The sequence below is a fragment of the Nocardioides sp. LHG3406-4 genome, assembly GCF_049897745.1.
Lineage (GTDB): Bacteria > Actinomycetota > Actinomycetes > Propionibacteriales > Nocardioidaceae > Nocardioides.
The window spans coordinates 1059035-1073045 of sequence record NZ_JAFCWV010000002.1 but is presented as its reverse complement, the minus strand read 5'-3'; the positions used below and the strand labels follow the sequence as shown (position 1 = coordinate 1073045).

Below are 14011 nucleotides of genomic sequence, written 5' to 3'. Positions count from 1 at the left end.
AGGCGGTCGCCGGCGCGGGCCTAGTCGTCCGCCATCAGGTGGATCGTGGTCGTGTCACCCAGCACGCGGGTCAGGATCCTCTTCATGTGCGGACGAGCCTCGCAGATCTCGATCGTGACGCCGGAGGACTCCGTCTCCTCGATGAGATCGCGCAGCATGAGCGCCCCGGTGAGGTCCACGCGGCCCAGGCCGCTGAGGTGGACGACCACGTGCGAGAGGGCGGGCTGCTGGGCGATGAGTCGGTTGACCACCTTCTCCATCCCGGGGGCCGACCCGAAGTAGAGGACACCCGAGGGCCACAGGTGGAGTGTGTCGCCCTCGGTCCTGGACGGGACACTGACCTGGAGCTCACGCCAGAGGTGGACGGCGAGCGCGGTGCCGACGCCGAGCAGGACGGCCCTCTCGATCCTGGGTGCCATCACCAGTGTGGCGATCGCGGTGATCGCACCGACGGAGAACTGCAGGCGCGACCAGCGCCAGAGCCGCATCGGGCTGGACACGTCCACCAGGGTGACCGCGGCCGCGATCACGATCCCGGCGAGGACGGCGCTGGGCAGGTTCGCGAGTGCGCTCGTGAAGGGGAGCATCGCGAGCAGGACCAGCCCGGTGCAGGCGCCGCTCCAGCGAGTCCGGGCCCCGGCCAGGCGGTTGAGGGCCGTTCGCGAGAAGGATCCTCCGACGGGATAGCCGCCGACGATGCCGGCGGCGACGTTGGCCAGCCCCTGGCCGATGAACTCCTTGTTGGAGTCCCAGGGCTTGCGGTCCTCGGCGGCGTAGCGGCGCGCGATGGCCGCCGGCTCGGCGAATCCCACCAGGGCGATGACGACGGCCGGGACGATGAGGGAGCCCAGGTCGCCCCAGGGAAGGTCGGTCACCAGTGCCAGGCGGGCCTGCACGTCGCCCACCACCCTGCCGTCGTAGCCGACGTACGAGCTCCAGGCGGTGCCCGCCACCACGGCCAGCAGGGCACCCGGGAAGAAGGGGGAGATGCGCCGTCCCCCGAGCATGGCGATCATGGCGAGGGCCCCCAGCGCGAGATCCACCATCGACCAGGCGCCGGGGTCGCGCAGGGCGCCGAAGGCCGTCACCAGGGGGTTGGCGCCGTGGCCTCTGACCCCGACCAGGGACGAGATCTGCGAGGCCACGATGAGAATGGCCGCGGCAGAGGTGAAGCTGACCACCACGGGCTGCGACATCAGGTAGGCGATGGGCCCGCCACCCGCGAGCCCCACGGCGAGCCGGATGAGCCCGACCGCGACGGCGAGGAGTGCTGCGAGAAGGGCGAAGTGCGGCGAGTACGGGTCGGCGACGGTGGTGAGCGCCCCGAAGGTGAGCAGGCTGGCCACCGCGGTCGGTCCGCTCTGGAGGTACGGCGACGACCCCACCAGTGCGCCACCGAGCGCGGCCGCGACCGCGGCGTAGAGGCCGTGCACCGCATCGAGGCCGGCGATCTCCGCATAGGCCATGGCCTGGGGGACGAGCACCAGCGCGACGCTGAAACCGGCGATCAGGTCGCCCCGGGTCGGCCTGACCCCGACCGGTTCCCGCGCCGCACGGACGGGGGGCGCCGCGGCCGCCCTCTTCAAGAGGAGTCCACCTCGGAGCTCCTGTGCTGCAGCTCGGACCACAGCTCGTCGGGCATGTCGAGGAGATCGGTGCCGGACAGGTCGTCCACGGAGGTCCGCTTGGAGCCGGGGACGCGGCCGCCCATGTCCCGCGTCCTCTCGGCGAGGTCGAGCAGCCGCTGCGCAGCCGCGTCGGGATCGCCGCCGGCGTCGAGCTTGCTGGGATCGAGGACGACCAGCAGGTGCGCGATGCTCTGGGGCTGGTCCTGGCTCTCCTTGCTGAAGAAGTCGGGGACGTCGGCCGACAGCAGCGGGCCGACGAGACCTGCAGTGAGTGCCTCCACCATGAAGGCCAGGGCGAACCCCTTGGCGCCGCCGAGGGGCGCCAGCAGCCCGGTGAGGGCGGCCTGGGCGTCGTTCGTCGGAGTACCCTCCGAGTCCAGCGCCCAGCCGTCGGGCAGCGCCTTGCCCTCGCGGGCGTACGCCGCGATCTTGCCTCGCGCGACGGTGCTCAGCGCCATGTCGACGATGACCGGCCCTCCTGCCAGCGGAATGCCTGCGGCCAGCGGGGACGTCGAGAGCAGCGGACGGGTCCCGCCCCAGGCGGGCAGCACCGCAGGCCCGCACGAGAACACGAGGCCGACCATTCCTGACGAGGCGGCATCGGCGGCGTAGACCCCGAGCGCTCCACAGTGGCCCGAGTTGCCGACGGCGACGGCGCTGACGCCGAACCTGCCGGCCCGGTCGACGGCCTCCCGGGTCGCCCGGGTCATCTGCCAGTGGCCCATCCCGCCGGAGCCGTTCAGGGTGAGCAGGGGCCCGGTGTCCAGGACGGTGACGAGCTCGGCGTCCGCGGGGAAGCCCCCCGCCTTCGTCCGGTCGAGGTAGATGGGCAGTCGCAGGAACCCGTGCGAGCCGATGCCCCAGTGCTCGGCGAGGACGAGCACCCGGGCGGTCTCCCGGGCCTTGTCGGCTGCGAGCCCGGTGCCCTCCAGCAGTCGGGTGGCGAGCGTCATGGCTTCGTCGACAGTGACCTTCATGCGGTCACCCGCTCGTCCGGGCGGCGATGCGTGCCGACGGCGTGCCGGGCGTCCTCGCCACTCAGCACCCGCTCGATGTCCTGGCAGAGCAGCTCTCCGATGCGAGCCTGGGCCTCCTTCGTCACCCCGGCGACGTGGGGGCTGAGCACCACGTTCGGCAGCCGGTGCAGGCGACTCTCGCCAGGGGGCTCGTGCTCGCGCACGTCGAGCCCCGCGCCGTACAGGTGCCCGCGTTCGAGCGCATCCGCGAGTGCCTCCTCGTCGACGACCTCGCCGCGGCCGACATTCACCACGATGGCGTCCGGGCGCATGTGCGAGAGCAGCCGGGCGTCGACGAGATGGTGCGTCTGCGGAGTCGACGGGAGGTGCACGCTCAGGACGTCGGCTGCGCTGACGACCTCCTCGAGTGGGAGCAGGTCGATGCCGAGGTCACGGAGCTCCGGCAGCGACGGGTCGATGTGGGGGTCGTGGGCGATCACCCGCATCCCCAGTCCGCGGGCCAGTCGGGCGGTCGCCCGAGCCGTCGCACCAGCCGAGAGGAGACCCCAGGTGCCCCCGGAGAGCTCCTTGCCGGGCAGCCGGTCCCACGTGCCCTGCCGCACCTTGGCGTCCAGTGGCACGACGTGACGGGCGACCGCGAGCGCGAGGGCGAGGGAGTGCTCGGCGACGCTGGCGGCGTTCGCGCCGAGCGCCGCCACGACCACGACACCCAGCTCGTCGGCGGCGGAGAGGTCGATGTTGTCCAGCCCGACCCCGGCCCGCGCGACCACGCGGAGGGACGGTGTCGCGTGCAGGAGCTCCCTGGTGACCTGGGTCCGGTTCCGGACCACGAGTGCCGCTGCCCCGGTCGCGGTGTCGTGCAGCTGCGAGGCGTCGGCCCACGCCTCGGGCGCTCGGCGTACGGCGCGTCGGGTCGCGAGCTGCTCGAAGGCGGGACCCCAGACGTCCTCGACCACGGCGACGTCACAGCGCTCCACGTTGTCTGTCTCCTCCACGTTGTCCCCTCAGTCCGGAGGCCGACGCAGCGGTCAGACCTCTGTCCTGCCGACTCTAGGGCTGTGGGGTGTGCATCGCAACCGCCACGACGGGTGGGTCGCCCCATGATCCACCGGAGCCCCCCGAGCCACGCACCCACCCGCACTCTGAGACACGGGCCGCGTCCCGTCCGGTCCCGGGCCCGCTGGAGGCCGCACCAGGGCCGGAGTGAGGACGAGCAGGGCTAGGACAGGTCGCAGCCGGTCGTGGCGGATGCGTAGCCGATCAGGAACCTCTCGGCGTCGTCACGACCGACCGAGACCTCGGCGATGACGTGGTGCCCGTAGGCGTCCTCCAGAGCGACCAGGTTGCTCGCGATGGTGAGCGCGGGACTGGTCAGGTCAAAGACGCCGAGAGCGGCTCCCGTCGTCAGGATCGACTCGTACAGCATCACCTGCCGCTCGAACAGGGTCTTGCGGAGCGCCTTGACCACCGGGCTCCGGCCGACTTGCGGCCCGAACTCGGAAAGCAGGGCGCAGATCTCGTCGTCGGGGCCGGTGGGCAGTCCGGACCGGATCATCGCGAGCAGCCGTTCCCGCGGATCGGACGTCCCTTCGATCATCGCGCGACGCTGGACGTAGAACCGGTCCACGGCGTCGCTGTAGACCTCCCGGAACAGCTCGTCGAGGTCCGGGAAGTAGTACGTGACCAGGCCAGGAGACAGTCCGGCCTCGTCGGCGATGTGCCGGAGACGGACGGGTGCCAGTCCCTGTTCCACGATGCGGCGTCGAGCGGCGGCGATGAAGTGATCACGACGCGCCTGCTGGTCTTTGCGTCGGGCCATGGACCTCATGATGACACACGCCATCATTCGTTACCTGGTCAGCCATGCAAAGAATGAACTGGCGCCCTGCCACCTATTGACACGGGGACCGAACCTTACTTTGCTGCTGTGTTCAAAGAACGTTTGAACTCTGGGAGCTGCCATGACGATCAATCAGACGGCCGTGAAGCGACGAGGAGCCGGGGCGCTGCTGGCGGTCGCCCTGGCGACGACGGCCGCCTGCTCGGGCAGTGCGACGGAGGTCGAGAAGGAGCGGGTCGAGCTGGTCAGCGACACCCCCGCCGCCACGGCGGACGTCGACTCGGTCCGGTGGGCGCTCGGGTCCGAGCCGTCCACCCTGGACTGGGTGTACAGCTACGACTACCCGCCGAACACCGTGCTCAGCAACGTGTGCGAGAGCCTGATGCGGATCAACTCGGAGTTCGAGATCAGCCCCGGGCTGGCCGAGTCGTTCGAGCAGGTCGACGACACCACGTGGGTCTACCAGATCCGTCCCGAGGTCCACTTCCACGACGGCAGCGTGCTCACCGCCGAGGACGTCGCCTTCAGCCTCAATCGCCACCTCGACCCCGACGTGGGCTCGTACTGGAGCGGGTTCTTCACCAACGTGGAGTCGATCAAGGCGACCGGGCCGCTCGAGGTCACGGTCAGCCTGTCTGCCCCCGACGCCCTGGTGCATCAGATGTTCGCGGTCGCCGGAGGAGTCATCGAGAGCAAGGCCTTCGTGGAGAAGAAGGGCGACCAGTACGGCACCCCTGACGGGGGTCTCAACTGCACCGGCCCCTTCCGGCTGGGGGAGTGGACCAAGGGGGAGTCGATCAGCCTCGAGCGCTTCGACGGCTACTGGGACCAGGACCACGCCGCCAAGGCGGCGAGCTTCGACTTCTCGTTCATCCGGGACTCGAACGCAGCGACCAACGCGCTCCTCTCCGGCGAGATCGACGGCACGTTCGGGGTGGCGGCCGAGTCGGTGGACAAGCTCCGCAAGAGCGGTGTCGGCAAGCTCTACTACGGCGCCAACACCGCGACCAACAACCTGACGGTCGCGAACCTCGACGGGCCCTTGAAGGACGTCCGGATCCGACGGGCACTGTCGATGGCCCTGGACCGCGAGGGCTTCAGCGAGGTCGCGACCAACGGAGTCAGTGAGCCCTCCCGCGCGGTGGCCTCCCGGCTGACCTGGGGCACTGGCGAGACCGAGAAGCTGTACGCCGACGCCTGGGAGGACCTCCCCAGCGCTGACCAGGACGTGGCGGCTGCGAAGGCCCTGGTGGAAGAGGCCGGCGCGCCCGCCGAGCCGATCGTGATCGCGGCGGTCATGAGCACGCCGTCGGCCGCGGTGCTCGCCAACGAGGTGCAGGCGGCCGGGAAGCGGATCGGCCTGGAGGTGGAGATCAAGCCGATCGCCGCCGATGCCTACACCGCGCTGTTCGGGGACCCGGAGGCCCGCAAGGGGATCGACCTGTTCAGCAACACGTGGTACGCCGACGTCGCCGACCCCCTGGTGATCTACCTGAACTGGCAGAGCGAGAACTTCGCCAACTACGCGGGCTGGAAGAACGCCGACTACGACCGCCTGGTGCAGCAGGCACGCGAGGAGTCCGACCCGGTCACGCGCGCCGAGTCGGTGATCGAGCTGCAGCGGATGGCGACCGAGGAGGTGCTCTGGATCCCCGTGGTCCAGTCGCCGAACAGCGTCTTCCAGGGTGACGGGGTCACCGGGGCACCGGCGACCAACGCCTACCTCTACTACCCCTGGGCCGCTCAGGTGGGCGCGGCCGGCAACGACGGATGATCCACTTCATCGGGCGCCGCGTGCTCTGGATGGTCCTCACGCTCTCGCTCACGTCCTTCGTGATCTTCGCCAGCCTGTACGCCGCCCCCGGCGACCCGGCGACGTTCCTGCTCCAAGGCCGCTCGGCGACTCCTGAGGCACTGGCTGCGGTGCGCGACCAGTACCACCTCGGCGAGCCCATGCTCACGCAGTTCGGACTGTGGTTCGAGGGCGTGCTGAGCGGCGACTTCGGCCGGTCCATCCAGTTCCGGCAGGACGTGGGCGGGCTGATCCTCTCGCGCCTCCCGACCACCTTGCTGCTGGTCCTCCTCGCCAGCGTGCTGATGCTGGTGCTCGGGCTGCTGCTGGGCACGATGTCGGCCCTTCGCCCCGGCGCGGTCGACCGCGCGGTGCTCGTCGGCAGCACGTTCGCCGTCGCTACGCCGACGTTCATCGCCGCCGTGGTGCTGATCGGCGTGTTCGGCGTCCAGCTGGGCTGGTTTCCGACGTTCGGCAACGGCACCGGCCTCTGGGACCGGCTCTACCACCTCGCACTGCCCGCACTGGCACTCTCCGCACCCTTGATCGGGTTGGTCTCGCGGGTGACCCGGGCGTCGATGCTCCAGCAGCTGGGTCGGGAGCACGTCGACGTGGCCCGGGCCCGCGGCATCCCCGATCGGCTGGTGGTCTGGCGGCACGCGCTCAAGGGCGCGTTGCCTCCGATCCTCACCCTGACCGGAACCATCGTCGCGGGGTTGTTCGTCGGCAGCGTCGTCATCGAGACCGCGTTCGGGATCTCGGGCATCGGGCTGCTGCTGGTCCAGTCGATCAGCACCAAGGACTTCCCGGTCGTCCAGGCCATCTGCCTGCTGCTCACCGTGGCGTTCGTGGTGACGAACCTCGTGGTGGACTTGCTCCTGCCGCTGATCGACCCGCGGGTCGTGCTGGGGGAGGCACCGGCATGACCCTGTCACCGACGATCACCACGGACGGGCCGGCCGCTCAGGTCGGGATCCGGCGCCGGTTGCCCCGCGGCTGGGTCGGCGCCGGCAGCGGCCGGCTGTTCTGGGCCGCCCTCGGCACGCTCGGGCTGCTCGTCCTGGTCGGGCTCCTCGCCCCCTGGATCGCGCCGCACGATCCCACGGCCACGAGCCTGTCCGACACCCTGGCCGGGCCCAGCGCCGAGCACCTGCTCGGGGCAGACCGGTCCGGTCGCGACACCTTGTCCCGGTTGATCTACGGCGCCAGGGTCGGGCTGCTCGGCCCGCTCGGCGTGGTCCTCTGCTCGACGTTGCTGGGCGTGGTCTTCGGCCTGGTCGCCGCGTGGCGGGGCGGCTGGGTCGACACCTTCCTCTCCCGCTCCCAGGAGCTGGTCTTCGCGTTCCCCGGCCTGCTGCTGGCGTTGCTCGCGGTGGCGGCGTTCGGACCCGGCCTGCTCGCCCCGGTGCTGGCGATGGCGGTCGCCTACTTCCCCTACATCGGCCGCCTGGTCCGCAGCGCCGCGCTGGCCGAGCAGAGTCGGCCCTACGTGGCGGCGTACCGGGTCCAGGGCTTCAGCGGGTGGACCATCGCGGTGCGTCACGTGCTGCCCAACATCGGCGGGATCGTGCTCGCGCAGTCGGCCCTGAACTTCGGGTACGCCCTGATGGATCTGGCCGCCCTGTCCTACCTCGGCTTCGGGACCAGGCCGCCGGCGGCCGACTGGGGCGCGATGATCAGCGAGGGGCAGACCGCGCTGCTCGAGGGAGTGGCGCTGCCGGTGATCGCGCCCGGTGTCGTGATCGTGCTCGCCGTCATCTCATTCACGATCGTCGGCGAGGGCATCGCCGACCGGGTCGCCCGCCAGGAGGCGCCGCAATGACGCTGCTCACGATCGACCAGCTCGAGGTCCGACTGCCCGTCGACCGCGCCGCCCGACCGATCCTGTCGGGAGTGTCCCTGCACGTCGACCAGGGCGAGACCGTGGGGCTCGTGGGCGAGTCGGGTTCGGGCAAGTCGGTCACGTGTCGCACCGTGCTCGGCCAGCTGCCCCGGGGTGCGACCGCCACCGGACGGGTGCTCGTGAAGGGCGACGACGTGCTGGCGATGGACTCCCGGGCGCTGCGTCGCCTGCGCAGCAGCGAGGTGGCGATGGTGTTCCAGGACCCGCGGGCAGCCGTCGATCCGCTTCGGCGGGTGGGCGACTTCGTCACCGAGGTGCTGCGCACCAACCTCGGCTACGACCGTCGTCGGGCCGAGGCCCGTGCCTGTGAGCTGCTCGAGGAGGTCGGCATCAGGGATGCCCGGCGTGCCCTGCGCCAGTGGCCTCACGAGTTCTCCGGCGGGATGCTGCAGCGCGTGGTGATCGCCGCTGCCCTCGCTGCCCGGCCGGGCCTCCTGCTGGCCGACGAGGCGACCACCGCGCTCGACGTCACCACCCAGGCGGAGGTGGTGTCGATCCTGAAGCGGCTCGCTGCGGAGAACGACACCGGTGTGCTGCTGGTGACGCACGATCTCGAGCTGGCAGCCGCGGTCTGTGATCGCATCTACGTGATGTACGCCGGACAGGTGATCGAGGCGCAGCCGGTCGCCGACCTGTTCGCGACCCCGCGCCACCCCTACACCGCGGCCCTGCTGGCCGCCACCCCTCGACTCGACGGCGAGGCGACGGTGCCCGCCGCGATCCCGGGCCGCCCGCCCGGGCTCGGCGAGCCGCTGCGCGGGTGTCCGTTCGCACCCCGGTGCAGCTTCGCCGAGCACCGGTGTGAGACCGAGTACGCCGGCTCGCTGCCGGCCGGCCAGAACGTCGTCAGTGCGTGCGTGCGGAGCGCCGAGATCCTGACCCAGCTCTCGCGCCCCGACGACCTCCTGTCAGCAGCGGACGGAGCCGGCTCGTGAGCTCTCGCACCGAGGCGGTGCTCGAGGTCACCGCTCTGCGCAAGTCCTACGGCGACGTGGTGGCCCTCGACGACGTCTCGTTGGTGGTGGCGTCCGGGGAGTCCCTGGGCGTCGTCGGCGAGTCCGGCTCGGGCAAGAGCACGATCGCGCGCCTCGTCCTGGGTCTGGAGCGGGCCGAGCAGGGCACCATCGTGGTCTGCGGACGCGACCGCAGCGGGCGGGCCTCCGGTCGCGCGGAGCGGCTGCAGCGGGCGCGTGAGGCACAGATGGTGTTTCAGGACCCGTACCTCTCCCTCGACCCGCGGATCCGCGCGGCCGACTGCATCGACGAGGTGCTGCGGCTGCACGGCGTCCGGGACGACCGGCAGCGCCGCGACCGGGTCCGGGAGCTGCTGGAGCGCCTCGGCCTGGGGGAGCGGGAGGCCCGCTCGCTGCCGCGGGAGCTCTCCGGCGGTCAACGCCAGCGAGTGGCGATCGCCCGCGCGCTGGCCGCTCGGCCGCGGCTGCTGGTTCTCGACGAGGCGGTCTCCGCGCTCGACGTCTCCGTCCAGGCCCAGATCCTGGCCCTGCTCGACGAGATCCGACGAGAGGAGCAGGTGGCGTACCTCTTCGTCAGTCACGACCTGGCAGTCGTCCGGTCGGTGACCGAGCGGGTCCTGGTGCTCCACCGAGGCAAGGTCGTCGAGACCGGAGCGACCGAGGAGGTGCTTGCCGCGCCCCAGGCGGCGTACACGAGGCTCCTGCTGGCGTCGGTCCCCCGACAGGGCTGGGACCTGGCGGAGATCGGGCGCGCTCGCCGCGCACTCCAGGAGCAGTCGTGACCACCCCAGCGCACGGCCACCCGAAGGAGCGACAATGACCTCACTGGTCACGACCACACGACCGGACGGCGGAGCGGAGGGGCGCGTGCGCGCCAGGGAGCTGGGCATCACCGTCGGCGTCGGCCGACCCGGCCCGAACAACTGCATCACCGACGTCGCCGGCGTCAGGGTCGGGCACAGCACTGTCACGCGCGGCGAGGGCCCGCTCGAGCGTGGCCGCGGTCCGGTCCGCACCGGCGTGACGGTCGTGCTTCCGCACCAGGACGGCGTGTGGAACCACCAGGTCCCCGCCGGCTACCACTCGCTCAACGGCAACGGTGAGATGACCGGGCTGCACTGGATCCGGGAGTGCGGCACCCTGCGCTCCCCGATCGGCCTGACCAACACCCACAGCGTGGGGGTCGTGCGGGACACCCTGGCCGAGGTCGAGGTCACCGACCGGGACGCCCACGACGTCTACTGGTCGCTGCCGGTCGTCGCGGAGACCTGGGACGGCCTGCTCAACGACACCAACGGCTTCCACGTGCGGCCCGAGCACGTGCGGGAGGCACTCGCCGACGCGACACGTGACCCGGCGGTCCGCGCCCCCATCGCAGAGGGCAACGTCGGCTCCGGCACCGGGATGGTGTCGCACGGCTTCAAGGGCGGCATCGGTACGGCGTCGCGGGTGGTGGGCGAGGACGGCTTCACCGTCGGCGTCCTGGTGCAGGCGAACCACGGGTGGCGGAGCCGGCTCGCGATCAACGGCGCCCCGGTGGGGCGGATGATCGGTCCGGACGAGGTGCCGCTGCCGCAGGTTCCTGGCCTGGATGCCGGCCAGGAAGGCGGGGGCTCGGTGATCGTCATCGTCGCCACCGACGCGCCCCTGCTGCCGCACCAGTGTCGTCGGCTGGCCCAGCGTGCGAGTCTGGGCATCGCCCGGACCGGCGGCGCCGGGGAGCATGCCAGTGGCGACCTGTTCCTCGCGTTCGCGACCGGCAACCGCATCGAGACGAGCGACTACGGCTCCCACCCGCCGCGGCTGCAGGAGGTGCGCATGCTCTCGGAGGCGTATCTCGACCCGCTGTTCCACGCCACGATCGAGGCCACCGAGGAGGCGCTCGTGAACTGCCTGGTGGCCGCGGAGACGATGACCGGACGCGACGGCGTGACCGTCCACGCACTGCCGCACGACCGGCTGGTCCAGGCACTCGACCGCTTCGGTCTCCGCGAGGCGTGATCGGCCCAGCGGGCTTCCGTCATGGCGCGAATCCCGCGCAGGCGCGGAGCGCCGCCAGGTCGGCGTCGAAGCCGGCCGCGGTGGTGCCGGGGACGGGGGAGGGCAGGCCGTCCGTGCCGATGCGCGCTGGTTCCCACCCGGCGTCGGTGACCCTTGCCCGCCCGGCTGGTGACGGTGCGGGCTGCACGGTGAGCGTGAGCACTCCGGTCACGGAGGTCGCCTCCGAGGACTGGGTGTACCAGGCGTAGTTCCCGAGTCCGTACGCCACGTAGCCCCGACCCAGGCGCCCGTCGCCCTGCAGCCGGTGGGTGTGGCTGCCGACGACGATGTCGGCACCGGTCTCGACGAGGTCGGCAGCCAGCGATCGCTGCGCGTCGCTCGGGCACCGGTCGCCCTGGACACCCCAGTGCATGTAGACGACGACCACGTCGGCCGACCGGTCGGCCCGCTTCACGGCGCGGAGCAGCCGTGCCGGATCGATGGCGTCGGCGGTGCCTGGGGAGTCGGCCGTGGCGGCCCATGCCCCGGTGGGGTCGGCGGTGGGATCGGCGTCGGCGACGGTGGCGCCGATGGTGGCCACGATCGAGCCGCCGACCTCGGTGCGCGCCGGCCGGAAGGCCTGCCGGGCATCTCGGCCGATCCCGACGACGGCGAGGGGAGGGTCGGCAGCCCTCGCGTCCTCGATGGCGGCGAACGTGCCGGGCAGCGGCTCCCGGCCGAAGTCGAGGGCGTGGTTGTTGGCCATGGTCGCCACGTCGATGCCGGCCTCAGCGAGCGCGGTGAACGCTGCCGGGGGTGCTTGGAACGGGTAGCGCTTGCCGGGCTCGGGGCGACCACCGGCGCCGACGGACGTCTCGAGGTTGACGATGGCGAGGTCGGCAGCGGCCAGCGACGCCGTCGCTGGGGAGAGCGCGGTGGCAGGTTCTTCGAGCCGATCGCGCAGCACGCCCTCGAAGTGGATGTCGCCTGCCACCGCGATCGTCAGCGGGCTCTGGGCCGGCGCCGGGCTGCCCCCGGGGGTGGGATCGGGTGTCGGCGTCAGAGACGTGGCCGAGGGCGGCTCGGAGGAGCCGGGCGCCGGCCCCTCGGACGAGCACGCCACGGCCGCAGCCAGGACGGCGAAGCCGGTCGCCACGGCGACGCGACCGGGGCGGCGACGCGATGTCATCGGTGGCCCCGGACTTCCTGAGGGATGGTCGCCACGAGCTGTCTAGCGCTCGGGCAACCGGTCGGCGCGGCAGCGGAACGCACCGAGCGCGATGGCTGCTGACTGGTGAAGCTCTTCGTGGGTGGCGCCTGCGGCGGCGTGGACCGCCTGGCCTTCGGAGACGACCATGACGAAGCGGGCGAGGGCGGTGGGGTCCGCGTCGGCGGGTAGGTCGCCCTCGGCACGTGCCTGATCGAGTCTCTCGGCCAGGGCCTTCTCACCAGCGAGGCGACTGGCCGCGAGAAACTCGGCGATCGCGCTGTTGGCGGCGCTGGTCGAGAGTCCACCTTGGATCGAGAGGCATCCTGCGGGCCGGTCGGACCTGGTGAGCGCGGCGGCGTTGCGGTCGAGGTAGTCGCTCACGACCTCGATCGCGGTCGGCTGTGTCAGGGCCTCGCGGAAGTAGGCCAGCTCACGCTCGGCGTAGCGCTGCACGGCTCGGAAGAACAGCTGTTCCTTCGTCCCGAACACGGCGTACAGGCTCGGCTTGTTCACGCCCATCGTCGCGGTCAGCTCCGCGACGGACGTGCCTTCGTACCCGTGCCGCCAGAACACGTCGACGGCGCGGTCCAGCGCCGTGTCGGCATCGAAGGTCCGTGGTCGTCCGCCGGCCATCAGCACTCCTCCCGGTGGGTAAGGGTGCCAGCGTACCAATTAGCAACCGACCGGTTCGAAACTTTGCCGGCAGCTCTGCGAGCGTGCTACGTTGCGGTTATTAACCGAACGGTTCGAAACTAAGGAGTGGGCGAGATGACAGGTCGCGAACTGGCAGGCAGGCTCGGGCCGGTCGGCGTGTGGAGCATGGAGCTGCGTGGCGCGGACAGGGCGGAGGTTCAGGACGCGGCCGCGGAGCTGGACGACCTCGGCTTGCGCACGCTGTGGATCCCGGGGCTCGATGGCAGCGGCGTCCTCGACGACACGGACCTGTTGCTGGCGGCAGCGCCGCACAGCTCGGTGGTGCTGGGCGTGCTCGGCATCTGGGGCAGCTCGGCTGACCAGGTCGCGAGCCGCGTCGCGCGTCTCGACCGGCGCCACGGCCCCAGAGCCGTCGTGGGACTCGGGGTCAGCAACCCCGACGCCGCGAAGAGCAACGGCCAGCACTTCGGCAACCCGGTCGACGCGATGGGGGCCTACCTCGACGGACTGGACGCCGCGACGACGTCGCCGTCCGCATCGCGACGTCTGCTCGGCGCGATGGGCCCGCGCATGGTCGCGCTCGCAGCCGAACGTACCGCCGGGATCCACCCGTTCCTGGTCCCTCCGGAGTACTCCGCCGGGCAGCGGGCTGCGATCGGCCCGGACCCCTTGATCGCTCCTCATCAAGCGGTCGTGCTGGAGACGGATCCCGAGCGGGCCCGGGCGGCGGCCCGCGCCGGCGTGGGCATGTTCATCGGCTTCCCCGCCTACCGGAACAACCTGCGCCGCCTCGGGTACGGCGACAGCGACCTCGTGCCCGGCGGGAGCGACCGCCTCATCGACGCGCTCGTCGCCTGGGGAGACACCGACGCCATCCACCAGCGCCTGCGAGAGCAGCTCGACGCGGGCGCCGATCACGTCGCCGTACACGTCCTCGGCGGCGACGGCATTCCGCTCGCCCAGTGGCGGGAGCTGGCGAGCCTGCTCCCTGCTCTCACGGCCCTCTGACCCGCCGGCCACCAACGACCAACGATTCACCAACGCCAAGGAAGA

At 71.5% G+C, this 14011-nt stretch carries 13 protein-coding genes; 7 read left to right on the top strand and 6 right to left on the bottom strand.

Annotated features, from left to right (window positions below):
• Positions 1-20 precede the first annotated feature (20 nt).
• From ACP7BP_RS11250 to ACP7BP_RS11235, 4 genes are all read right to left on the bottom strand, one after another.
• The gene (locus ACP7BP_RS11250; protein ID WP_426244686.1) at positions 21-1628 is read right to left on the bottom strand and encodes a SulP family inorganic anion transporter; all 1608 of its coding nucleotides are present in this window, start codon (positions 1626-1628) and stop codon (positions 21-23) included.
• On the bottom strand, positions 1583-2605 hold the full coding sequence (locus ACP7BP_RS11245; RefSeq protein ID WP_426244685.1) for an Ldh family oxidoreductase: 1023 nt from the start codon (positions 2603-2605) through the stop codon (positions 1583-1585). Before ACP7BP_RS11245 ends, ACP7BP_RS11250 begins: the two co-directional genes overlap by 46 nt.
• Positions 2602-3600, bottom strand: coding sequence for an NAD(P)-dependent oxidoreductase (locus ACP7BP_RS11240; protein ID WP_426244684.1), 999 nt, complete (start codon positions 3598-3600; stop codon positions 2602-2604). The genes ACP7BP_RS11245 and ACP7BP_RS11240 overlap by 4 nt, the downstream gene beginning before the upstream one ends.
• A 224-nt stretch (positions 3601-3824) precedes the next feature.
• Positions 3825-4424, bottom strand: coding sequence for a TetR/AcrR family transcriptional regulator (locus ACP7BP_RS11235; protein ID WP_426244683.1), 600 nt, complete (start codon positions 4422-4424; stop codon positions 3825-3827).
• 142 nt (positions 4425-4566) lie between these two features.
• On the opposite strand from ACP7BP_RS11235, the gene ACP7BP_RS11230 reads away from it, so the two are divergent.
• From ACP7BP_RS11230 to ACP7BP_RS11205, 6 genes are read left to right on the top strand one after another with little or no spacing between them, the layout of a single operon-like run.
• Positions 4567-6219 carry an ABC transporter substrate-binding protein gene (locus ACP7BP_RS11230; protein WP_426244682.1) on the top strand — a complete coding sequence of 551 codons (1653 nt, stop codon included), beginning with the start codon at positions 4567-4569 and terminating at the stop codon, positions 6217-6219.
• On the top strand, positions 6216-7163 hold the full coding sequence (locus tag ACP7BP_RS11225; RefSeq protein ID WP_426244681.1) for an ABC transporter permease: 948 nt from the start codon (positions 6216-6218) through the stop codon (positions 7161-7163). Before ACP7BP_RS11230 ends, ACP7BP_RS11225 begins: the two co-directional genes overlap by 4 nt.
• On the top strand, positions 7160-8059 hold the full coding sequence (locus ACP7BP_RS11220; protein ID WP_426244680.1) for an ABC transporter permease: 900 nt from the start codon (positions 7160-7162) through the stop codon (positions 8057-8059). Before ACP7BP_RS11225 ends, ACP7BP_RS11220 begins: the two co-directional genes overlap by 4 nt.
• Positions 8056-9075: an ABC transporter ATP-binding protein gene (locus ACP7BP_RS11215; RefSeq protein ID WP_426244679.1), complete on the top strand. Its 1020-nt coding sequence runs from the start codon at positions 8056-8058 to the stop codon at positions 9073-9075. The genes ACP7BP_RS11220 and ACP7BP_RS11215 overlap by 4 nt, the downstream gene beginning before the upstream one ends.
• On the top strand, positions 9072-9896 hold the full coding sequence (locus ACP7BP_RS11210) for an ABC transporter ATP-binding protein (RefSeq protein ID WP_426244678.1): 825 nt from the start codon (positions 9072-9074) through the stop codon (positions 9894-9896). Before ACP7BP_RS11215 ends, ACP7BP_RS11210 begins: the two co-directional genes overlap by 4 nt.
• Before the next feature lie 34 nt (positions 9897-9930).
• Entirely contained in the window at positions 9931-11115 is a 1185-nt protein-coding gene (locus ACP7BP_RS11205; protein WP_426244677.1) for a P1 family peptidase, read from the top strand.
• Positions 11116-11134: 19 nt separating this feature from the next.
• Here ACP7BP_RS11205 and ACP7BP_RS11200 read toward each other — a convergent pair whose 3' ends face one another.
• Both ACP7BP_RS11200 and ACP7BP_RS11195 read right to left on the bottom strand, forming a co-directional pair.
• Positions 11135-12283, bottom strand: a complete 1149-nt coding sequence (locus ACP7BP_RS11200) for a CapA family protein (protein WP_426244676.1) — start codon at positions 12281-12283, stop codon at positions 11135-11137.
• Positions 12284-12325: 42 nt separating this feature from the next.
• On the bottom strand, positions 12326-12937 hold the full coding sequence (locus tag ACP7BP_RS11195) for a TetR/AcrR family transcriptional regulator (RefSeq protein WP_426244675.1): 612 nt from the start codon (positions 12935-12937) through the stop codon (positions 12326-12328).
• A 135-nt stretch (positions 12938-13072) separates the two neighbouring features.
• On the opposite strand from ACP7BP_RS11195, the gene ACP7BP_RS11190 reads away from it, so the two are divergent.
• Positions 13073-13966, top strand: coding sequence for a TIGR03620 family F420-dependent LLM class oxidoreductase (locus tag ACP7BP_RS11190; protein ID WP_426244674.1), 894 nt, complete (start codon positions 13073-13075; stop codon positions 13964-13966).
• Positions 13967-14011: the final 45 nt, after the last annotated feature.

Coding starts and splice junctions, on each gene's coding strand:
- ACP7BP_RS11245 (WP_426244685.1), bottom strand. CDS start 2,605: ATGAAGGTCACTGTCGACGAAGCCATGACGCTCGCCACCCGACTGCTG.
- ACP7BP_RS11235 (WP_426244683.1), bottom strand. CDS start 4,424: ATGGCCCGACGCAAAGACCAGCAGGCGCGTCGTGATCACTTCATCGCC.
- ACP7BP_RS11230 (WP_426244682.1), top strand. CDS start 4,567: ATGACGATCAATCAGACGGCCGTGAAGCGACGAGGAGCCGGGGCGCTG.
- ACP7BP_RS11225 (WP_426244681.1), top strand. CDS start 6,216: ATGATCCACTTCATCGGGCGCCGCGTGCTCTGGATGGTCCTCACGCTC.
- ACP7BP_RS11220 (WP_426244680.1), top strand. CDS start 7,160: ATGACCCTGTCACCGACGATCACCACGGACGGGCCGGCCGCTCAGGTC.
- ACP7BP_RS11215 (WP_426244679.1), top strand. CDS start 8,056: ATGACGCTGCTCACGATCGACCAGCTCGAGGTCCGACTGCCCGTCGAC.
- ACP7BP_RS11205 (WP_426244677.1), top strand. CDS start 9,931: ATGACCTCACTGGTCACGACCACACGACCGGACGGCGGAGCGGAGGGG.
- ACP7BP_RS11200 (WP_426244676.1), bottom strand. CDS start 12,283: ATGACATCGCGTCGCCGCCCCGGTCGCGTCGCCGTGGCGACCGGCTTC.
- ACP7BP_RS11195 (WP_426244675.1), bottom strand. CDS start 12,937: ATGGCCGGCGGACGACCACGGACCTTCGATGCCGACACGGCGCTGGAC.
- ACP7BP_RS11190 (WP_426244674.1), top strand. CDS start 13,073: ATGACAGGTCGCGAACTGGCAGGCAGGCTCGGGCCGGTCGGCGTGTGG.